The sequence below is a fragment of the Synechococcus sp. R6-7 genome, from assembly GCF_047461695.1.
GTDB lineage: Bacteria > Cyanobacteriota > Cyanobacteriia > Thermostichales > Thermostichaceae > Thermostichus.
The window spans coordinates 1-9,081 of sequence record NZ_JANSHS010000171.1; the positions used below are offsets into that span (position 1 = coordinate 1).

The 9,081-nt window shown below is 47.2% G+C and carries 9 protein-coding genes; all 9 read left to right on the forward strand.

The window, feature by feature from the left end; genetic code table 11:
- Window positions 1–377 precede the first annotated feature (377 nt).
- The 9 genes from NW815_RS05805 to NW815_RS05845 all read left to right on the forward strand — a co-directional run bounded on the left by NW815_RS05805 (window position 378) and on the right by NW815_RS05845 (window position 8,675).
- Window positions 378–698 carry a hypothetical protein gene (locus NW815_RS05805; protein ID WP_414373199.1) on the forward strand — a complete coding sequence of 107 codons (321 nt, stop codon included), beginning with the start codon at window positions 378–380 and terminating at the stop codon, window positions 696–698.
- 92 nt (window positions 699–790) lie between these two features.
- Window positions 791–1,558, forward strand: coding sequence for a hypothetical protein (locus NW815_RS05810; protein ID WP_414373201.1), 768 nt, complete (start codon window positions 791–793; stop codon window positions 1,556–1,558).
- 11 nt (window positions 1,559–1,569) lie between these two features.
- The gene (locus NW815_RS05815; RefSeq protein ID WP_414388693.1) at window positions 1,570–2,334 is read left to right on the forward strand and encodes a protein phosphatase 2C domain-containing protein; all 765 of its coding nucleotides are present in this window, start codon (window positions 1,570–1,572) and stop codon (window positions 2,332–2,334) included.
- Between the two features lie 7 nt (window positions 2,335–2,341).
- Window positions 2,342–3,904 (forward strand): hypothetical protein, encoded by a 1,563-nt coding sequence (locus NW815_RS05820; RefSeq protein WP_414388691.1) that lies wholly within the window; start codon window positions 2,342–2,344, stop codon window positions 3,902–3,904.
- A gap of 435 nt (window positions 3,905–4,339) precedes the next feature.
- The gene (locus NW815_RS05825) at window positions 4,340–6,523 is read left to right on the forward strand and encodes a DEAD/DEAH box helicase (protein ID WP_414388689.1); all 2,184 of its coding nucleotides are present in this window, start codon (window positions 4,340–4,342) and stop codon (window positions 6,521–6,523) included.
- Between the two features lie 462 nt (window positions 6,524–6,985).
- Window positions 6,986–7,210, forward strand: a complete 225-nt coding sequence (locus tag NW815_RS05830; protein WP_414329510.1) for a hypothetical protein — start codon at window positions 6,986–6,988, stop codon at window positions 7,208–7,210.
- Window positions 7,200–7,535, forward strand: coding sequence for a putative toxin-antitoxin system toxin component, PIN family (locus tag NW815_RS05835; protein WP_414388687.1), 336 nt, complete (start codon window positions 7,200–7,202; stop codon window positions 7,533–7,535). Before NW815_RS05830 ends, NW815_RS05835 begins: the two co-directional genes overlap by 11 nt.
- Before the next feature lie 203 nt (window positions 7,536–7,738).
- Complete coding sequence (locus NW815_RS05840) at window positions 7,739–8,029, forward strand: nucleotidyltransferase family protein (RefSeq protein WP_414329506.1); 291 nt, start codon at window positions 7,739–7,741, stop codon at window positions 8,027–8,029.
- A complete protein-coding gene (locus tag NW815_RS05845; RefSeq protein WP_414388685.1) occupies window positions 8,019–8,675 on the forward strand; it encodes a DUF86 domain-containing protein in 657 nt (218 codons plus the stop codon). Before NW815_RS05840 ends, NW815_RS05845 begins: the two co-directional genes overlap by 11 nt.
- Window positions 8,676–9,081: the final 406 nt, after the last annotated feature.

Genomic DNA, 9,081 nt, shown 5'->3' on the forward strand with positions numbered 1-9,081 from the left:
CGAACCTCTAGGCTGGTTTACAGCAGCCCCAATCGACCGTTACCAGTGCCTTAAATAACCGTTTCTGGTGCCCGCAATGTTATTATAGCACAAGGCAAGTGAAGTCGCACATTCCTCCCGACACTGACTTTATGAGTACAGTGCGAGGCTCCTGCGATTTCTAGCTGACTTGCTCCAGGAGCTTTCTGGGTCTAGGTATAGGTGTGTTAATGCTCATTCAGCCAGATAAAAACCCTTTGGAGGTAATTATCGCTCAAAATGTTGACTATACAGACAAATTAGGGCAGCATTACACTAGGCGATGGAAAAGTCTGCTTCTTAGGTGATTATCAGTCATCTAGCTGCAGAAACACATGTTAGGCGACAGGGAGCTTTTAATGACGACCGAGTTGCTCTGTCACCAACCAGTGGCACTGATCGCCATCGCGCTGCTTGCATGCACGGTGATCGCTGCGGGCTCGGGGTACAAACTCGGTCGCAGAGGACGCCAAGCACAAAACGAGCTGACGCGAATTCAGATCGGGAGCATTCAAGCGGCAACCCTGGGACTGCTTGCCCTTCTTCTTGGATTCACCTTCGCCATGGCGCCGTCCCGATTCGAGTACCGGAAGCTAGTTCGCAAAACGGCGGCGTTGTTTGCCGAGACGTTATGTGAAAGTGCGGCTCTGCATTCTACAAGTCAACAATTAATAATGTAATAATCTGAAAGGAAATCGCAATGCCATATCAAGCCGAAATTAGTCGAGCCAATCCGAGTTGTTTCTTGTTCCTCATTGACCAGTCGGGATCGATGTCAGACCCGTTCGGTGGTAGTGGGCCAAACAAAAGAAAAGCGGATGGTGTCTCCGATGCAATCAACAAGCTGCTTCAAAACTTAGTCATCAAGTGTGCCAAGAGCGATGGAGTTCGAGACTATTACTATGTTGGCGTAATTGGTTATGGTGCTTCAGTCGGTTCAGCCTTTATGGGCTCTCTCGCTGGCAAGGATTTATCACCCATTAGCCAAATCGCAAATTCACCGGCTCGAATCGAGGAGCGTAGCAAGAAAGTGGATGATGGAGCCGGCGGGCTCGTGGAACAGACTATCAAGTTCCCAATTTGGTTTGATCCCGTCGCTAACGGAGGAACTCCAATGTGCCAAGCATTAACGCAGGCCAAGACGATCGTTCAAGACTGGATTGCCCAGCACCCTTCCTGCTTTCCTCCCATTGTGATAAACATAACAGACGGTGAGGCGACAGATGGAAACCCTTCTGATGCTGCAAACGAAATCAAATCATTAGCGAGCTCTGATGGTAACGTTTTGCTATTCAATGTTCACTTGTCTTCTCAGAAGGCTAATCCTATTGAATTTCCAGACTCCGATAGCGGACTGCCCGATGAGTTTGCCCGCTTACTCTTCAGTATGTCGAGCATACTGCCAACACACATCCAGAATGCAGCAAAACAGGAAGGATATCATATCTCGGAGGCAAGCCGTGGGTTTGTTTTCAACGCTGATATCGTTTCGGTAATTCGTTTCTTGGATATTGGAACGCGTCCAAGCAATCTGCGCTAGTTTTGGAACCTATGAGACTCTCACTACACCATTTCTGGCTGCAAAAGCTTGGCAATGAAGAAGCCGATTACGAGGACGCTTTCGCCCCCAAAATAGATGGCATAATCGATCAGGAGACTTTTGCAATAGCTATTGCCGACGGTGCAACTGAGAGTTCTTTTGCATCCGATTGGGCTAAGATGCTCACTCGTGCTTTTGTCAAAGAACGCTTCACGAACATCCAGGCTCTGCAGGCCCGCACGGAAATATTATCGAAGCGATGGCACACTTTTGTAAACCGTAGACCATTGCCTTGGTTTGCAGAAGAAAAGGTTCGCCTTGGAGCCTTCGCAACGCTGCTCGGCGTCGAACTCACCTCAAACTCAAACGATTCAAACGAATCGGGATCTTGGTCAGCAATAGCAGTCGGTGACAGTTGTCTCTTTCAAGTCCGCAATGATGATCTTGTCCTCTCTTTTCCCATTTCCAGCGCAAGCGAATTTGGAAGTTCTCCGACTTTGCTTTCCACCAATTTGGCCCGCAATTCGCAACTCTGGGAGAAAGTCAAGCGCCAAACTGCAGAATGGCAATCAGGCGATCTCTTGCTACTTGCCACAGATGCCCTCGCGTGTTGGTTCCTCACCGAGCATGAGAACAATGAAAAGCCCTGGAACATTCTCTACGGTTTTACCGAGAATTCGTCGCCTCAGGAATCATTCAAAGCGTGGGCGAATGATGCGCGTCGTTCTACCCGCCTGAAAAATGATGACATCACCTTACTCTTAGTGAGGCTCTGAATTTGTTATGCCATTACCAAGAGGCGATGAATACTTAGCTGCAGTTCAAAACCCCAGCACAGCTTTCAGCGATCCGGAATTAAAGGTTTCCATCCCAGAACCTGATCAGTTCGGAATTCCTAAGCCTTACTCCGGAGGGTTCACAACCACATTTCATCTCCAAAATCATTCGCAACATTGGGCAGTCCGCTGTTTCACCAGAGCCATTCCAGATTTGCAGAGACGCTATGAAGCTATTGGACGGTTCCTGCAATCCTGTGCAGACGGTTTTTTTGTAAAGGCCATTTGTCTTAATCAAGGAATTAGAGTTGGCAGCCAGTGGCATCCCATCATAAAGATGCAGTGGCTCGATGGCGAAACTCTGAACACCTTCATCGACCGCAATATCTCTACGCCTGGAGTGATTTCTAAGCTTATTCCAGAGTTTGTCGATTTGGTGGAACGTCTTGAAAGCCTCAAAGTAGCTCACGGGGATCTCCAGCACGGTAATATTCTCGTCAAGCAAGGGAAGCTCTACCTTATCGATTACGATGGATTCTACCTCCCCGAACTCTCCAGCCTTAAGACAAATGAGATCGGACATCTTAACTATCAGCATCCTTCAAGAACCGCTGCTCATTACAATTCAACGATTGACCGGTTTTCGGCCATCGTGATATATCTCGGTCTTTCAGCGGTCGCCGCTTCGCCCCCTCTCTGGCACAAGTACAACAACAGCGAGAATATCCTATTTTGCTCAAATGACTTTGCAGATGTCGAGTCATCTCCACTTCTCATTGACATTTCTAGAATCTCCCAACTTGCCCCTCTTGTGGAGAGATTCAGGGGTGTTTGCAGGCTCGAATTCGATAAAGTTCCGTCTCTTGATCAGTTCATTTCTGGCAACTTCACCTTTCCAAAGATCACAGTCCGCCCTCCCGCTCCAGCCGTTACTGTTCCCCAAAGGCGCAGCCAGTATCCAGTCATTGACGCTTCTCTTTCTGGCTCACTCTCAGAACATATCGGCGACCGGGTGGAAGTAATCGGACTGATTACCGATTACCATTCTGCACAAACTAAGCACGGACAACCTTACATATTCCTCAACTTCGGTTCTTACCCACACCAAACCTTTACACTTGTTTTGTGGTCGACTTCCCTGGCTGAGTTCCGCCGTGATAAAGTTGATCCTCTTTCTCTCGTTCACAAGTGGGTCAAAGTTACTGGCGTAATTGGTAGGTATCGGGACAGACCACAGATGACAATCGAACTTCCGTCTCAAGTTCAAATATTGTCAGGCGAGGAAGAAGCTCGCCAATGGCTTGGAGTCAAGCCGTCTGTATCGCCATCTCCACAGATTCGACGCCCAATTTCACAACCTGACGAATCAGTTTTTAATACTATCTATTCGGGCAGACGTGCTACTCCTAGTGGTACTCAGTCATCGCCCACATCTCCGTCAAAGAAATTTGATTCTTCCCACGGCATCCTTGGCGGATTAATACTCGGAATCGTCGGTGCATTAGTTTTGGGTTTCTGGGGTTTCGTGGCAGGCGCCGTGCTCGGTTACCAAATTGGCAAGCGATTATGAAAGGACAACACACTCTATGAGCTGGCGATTCAGAAAAATCTTCCGTTGGGGTCCATTCCGCACCACTTGGACAAAACGAGGCTGGGGATCCTGATGCTTTTGGGGCTGATGGGTTACCCAACATAACAAGTCACTGCACCCGACCTTGAGGTAGATTACTGATTGGGATCCTTGGTTTGGGGTGGCGGGTGAGTTCGGCCGTTATGTTGCCAGCGCCAGAGCTGTGCCTTGTCAAGGCTGTTGGTGAAGGGGCGCTGGCGTCTGTGGGTAGTTGAACCGATCGGTGGAAAAATTTACACAACATAACAAGTCACTGCACCCGACCTGATGTTAAAATTCGAGAAATACCCAAAACTGCTGGCGGCGGGTGAGTTCAGCCGTTATATTGCTTGTCTTATTAGTCAAATAGATTTAGTTTAGTCATTTGGAGACAGCATGTCAGAAGGTAAGTTCCAGAACTATGCTCCACTTAACCCAAACACAGCAGAGAAAAAGTTTTGGGAATGCCTCAAAAAGACATTTCAGAATGAGCCATGCGTAGCTTACTTTAGGTATCCAATTTTTAAACGCACAGGCAATCTCACCAGAGAACCTGACGTTATCTTTATGCACAGAGATTTAGGATTGTGGGTATTTGAGTGTAAAGGGTGCAGTATCGCTAACATTGAAAGTATCGAAGGGCATCAGTGGAAAATGACTAATTGGCATAGGGAAGAGGAATTGCCTATGCTTCAAGCTGAGGATGGCATGCTTGCAATAAGTGCGAAACTCGCAGAACGAAGAGAAACACGAGGACTGGTCACCTCACACTACAGAGTGGTGTTACCCTTTGTTAAAGGGCAAGAATGGCAAGATAAGGGATTTTCTGACTTGCCCTGTACCCAAGGCGTTGTTTTGCTGGAGGAGGATCTCAAGCCATCGACTCTCCGAGAAAAACTACAGTTGGGCGCTTGCGAAAAACCACAGCGTCCTCTATCTGATGAACAGTGGCAAAACATCGTTGCTTTACTGGGCGGTTCGCTACCAAGACAAGAACCTAGAGCCATACCCACAGGAACACCACCCGAAAATCCTGTAAGAGTCATCCATTATCTGGAATCTCGCCTTCGTTTTCTGGACGATCAACAGCAAAAGGTAGCTTTTGAGGTTCCAGATGGCCCTCAGCGTGTTAGAGGATTAGCAGGAACAGGGAAAACCGTTCTATTTGCCAAGAGAGCCGCAAAAATCCATGCCGCGCACCCTGACTGGAAAATTGCTTTTGTGTTTTTTACACAGGCACTTTACGACCAAATCATAGGTTTAATCAGTCTTTACTATCGTGAAATGGTTCGGCAGGATGAAGGAGATGTAGAGCCAAACTGGCACAATGTACAAGTACTACATGCTTGGGGTTCAAAAGAGCGTAACGGTTTCTACCGTGACTTAGCCCAAAAATCGGGAATATGTCCTCTGAGTGTCAAGGATGTAAGAGAGAGGATGGGGCGCAACTGCTCTCCATCAGAGGCTTTTGAGTATGTTTGCGATGATCTGGAGAAAAGGGTACCGAACATACCTGTACTTTTTGATGCGATCTTGATAGACGAAGGACAGGATTTGCCCCCATCCTTCTATCGATTAGCTTATAAAAGTTTATCTGACCCAAAACGACTTTATTGGGCATACGACGAAGCACAGGGGATTGGAACCCTGACGGTACCTCGTCCTTTGCATATCTTTGGGCTTAATCCAGATGGAACACCAGTAGTAGATTTAGGTGGGAACAAACTTCCTGATGGAACCATAACCAGCCCTACCTACGAAGGAGGACTGCGCAAGGCACACAATTTAAACCGATGCTACCGAACACCTAAAATGCTTCTCATGGCTGCTCACGCTATCAACATGGGCTTACTGCGACAAGAGGGTTGTTTGCAAGGAGTGAGTAACAAAGAGGATTGGGAAAAACTAGGTTACACTGTTCTGGATGGAGATTTTTCAGATGCAAGTGTCAAAGCTGGCAAAACAGTCACAGTTACGCGCGAGGCAAAAAACAGCCCTCACCCCATAGACAGTGATGATTTTCCTCACAAGGACGCTTTAGGCTCACCTTTACGCATCCAGACTTTTTCGGATGAGTTGGAAGAGCAGGAATGGATTGCTCAACAAGTGGAGGAAGATCTGAAGTTAGGCTTCGACCCTTGGGACTTGTTGATTACTTGCCCCACTGGTGATAAAGAACAGCAGTACTTTGAAGCAATAAAATCTAAACTCTCAAGGCGAGGTATCCAAAGCGTTATTGCAGGTGTTGATACAAATCGGGATATCTTTCGCATGGATAACTGCATCACGATCTCAACAATTTTCCGAGCCAAGGGCAATGAGGCGTGGAAGGTTTATGCTTGCAGATTTCATTGTGCTACCCAGCCATTAGCTTGGAGAGGAGAGTCAGAACTACAGAAGCGTAACGAAGCCTTTGTTGCACTTACACGAGCGCGTATCTGGTGCGTTGTAACTGGGGTTGAGGGTGCGAGCCCAGTTTTTGAAGAATTGAGAGCTATTGTGCAACAGTACCCAAATCTAACCTTTAAAGCATTCAATCAATCCTCATTGAAAAGGATTAATGATGAAGATTTTGAATAGCAAATTAGAAACTCGTATCAATATTTACTACCAATTGTAAGTGCAACATAACAAGTCACTGCACCCGACTTGAAGCTATACTTTAGTCATTACCCAAAACTATAGCTAGGTAGGTTAAGGTTGTCGCCTTAAGATTCTGGGAAACCAATGTGGGGCTACGCCCAGCGACCCATATCATGCCAACCTTTGTATGCTTAGCTATACTGGTGGCGGGTGAGTTTAGCCGTTATGTTGCCAGCGCTAGACTTGTGCCTAGTCAAGGTTGTTGGTGAAGGGGCGCTGGGGTCTGCAGGTAGCAAAGGCAATCGGTGTAAAATCTACACAACATAACGAGTCGCTGCACCTGAACCAGTGTTATGTTCTGAGCAGTTCCTAAAGCTGTTAGTAGCAGGTGAGCTTAGCCGTTAGCCAGCGCGACTTAATCTCAAGTGTAATAATATCCAACATCGAGGAGTTGGAAAGATGAACACAGTGATTACCATTCCTCTGGATGCAGATACAGCGAGACTTTACAGTCAAATTCCTGCTGACCTGCAAAGAAAGTTTCAGTTGTTACTTAACCTTTGGCTGCGCGACCTCATCGTACCACCGCGTCCCCTCCAGGTTGTCATAGATGAAATCAGCCAAAAAGCACAGGAGCGTGGCTTAACTCCTGAGATACTGGAATCTCTGCTGAATGTCGAATGAACCATGCTTTGTTTTTGATACCAATGTTGTTATCAGTGCGCTCCTGTTGAGATGTTCTGTCACTCGTCAAGTCTTTGACAGGGCAACACAGAGAGACAAATTGCTTATCTCACGTGTGACCGTTGAAGAATTGAGCGATGTCCTGCGGCGCAAAGGATTTGAAAGGTATATAACCGAGGAAGAACGGATGGAGTTCTTGAGCACTTTTGTTAGAGATGGCGTCTTGGTGGAGATTGTAGAGCGCGTGGCGACGTGTCGTGATCCCAAAGACGACAAGTTTCTTGAACTGGCTGTTAATGGCAAGGCAAGATGTGCGTGCCGTTAGATGTACCCAGAGACAAGATGATGAGCAAGCTCAAATGCCCTCATTGCGGGAACCCAGGGATCCCTGTCCTCTGCAAGGTGTGCCTCGGCTCAACTGTGCCTGCGACCTGCAAAGCGTTATGAATCTTTGTTTGAGTCGTAATTGAGAGGAAATAGGTGAGCTATAATTCATAATGGACTTTTCTTTTCATTGCAGGTTGGGTAATGCAAAAACAGGAAGTCCTTACATTACTGGCAAATCACCAGAACACTCTGAAGGACTTTGGCGTAAAGTCTCTAATGCTCTTTGGTTCAGTAGCAAGGGATGAAGCGCAAACAGACAGTGATATCGATCTGCTAGTAGAGTTTGACCGTCCAGTTGGATTGTTCACTTTTGTACGCTTGAAACGATATCTAGAGGAAATTTTAGAGAGTCCGGTTGATCTAGGTACGCCTGACTCCCTCAAGCCCTATCTGCAAGAATCCGTTCTCCGGGAGGTGGTTCGTGCCTTCTAGAGATTGGCAGAACAGAGTAAGAGACGTGCTAGCTGCGATTGAAGAGATCCGAGAGTTTATAAAAGACATCACGTTCGATGAATTTCAAGTCGATCGAAAGACAGTTGGGGCAGTTTTGTATAATCTTGCAATTATTGGTGAAGCAGTTCGCGGCATTCCACCAGAGGTGGAGGCTTCGCATCCTGAAATTCCATGGGACGAAATGCGGGGAATGCGGAATATTGTGATCCATGAGTATTTTCAAGTGAGTTTGTCCATCATCTGGCAAACGATTCAAGAAGATCTTATTTTTAGAAACCTCTCTTCGACAATTGATAAACCCTTAAGAGAAATGTATAATGTCGGAAGTAACAGCAGCATTAGACCTCACCTCATGCCCGGCTCCGATCCAGCGCGCCCATTTACTGTGGTGGTTGCCGACAACTTCCACTATGTGGAGAAATATAAAGAGTACGAGTACGGAAAGTTTGAGACCCTCGAAGCCGCAATTGCCGCTTGTAAGCGTATCGTCGACGAGTTTTTGATTGAGGCTTTGCGGCCCAGCATGACTGCTGACGAGCTCTACAGCGAATACACTTCGTTTGGAGACGACCCGTACATCGTTGGCTCGGAGGAGCCGGAAGTTCCCTTCTCAGCCCGTACCTAAGCAAAGGCGCGGTGTCTGGAGTTATGTGGATCTCAATCTGCACAAAACGCTGATGAGGATGAATCCGACAAATTGCCGGAGCAGCATCGGAAATAGAGGCAATTAAGTTAGATGAGGATCCCTCTGGGCCAGGATATATGGTTGTTTCAGACTGCAGGAAAGCAACTTGGGGATCCCAGGTTCCCCTAGTCTGCTTTGGGAGACAGATAAGGGGTATGTTTGTGTTGGCCGGTTAGAGATCGAAGGCAGGGCAAATGTCCCAAACTTGTTCGGAATGACTATCGCAAACGGAGCTATTGTACTGGCTACCGTCTCATCGCCATTTGAATTAACTTTAAATAAACACACAAGCTCTCAAGCACGGGGGGGCAACGGTGGGCATTGGATCCCGGGAACCAGGGATTCC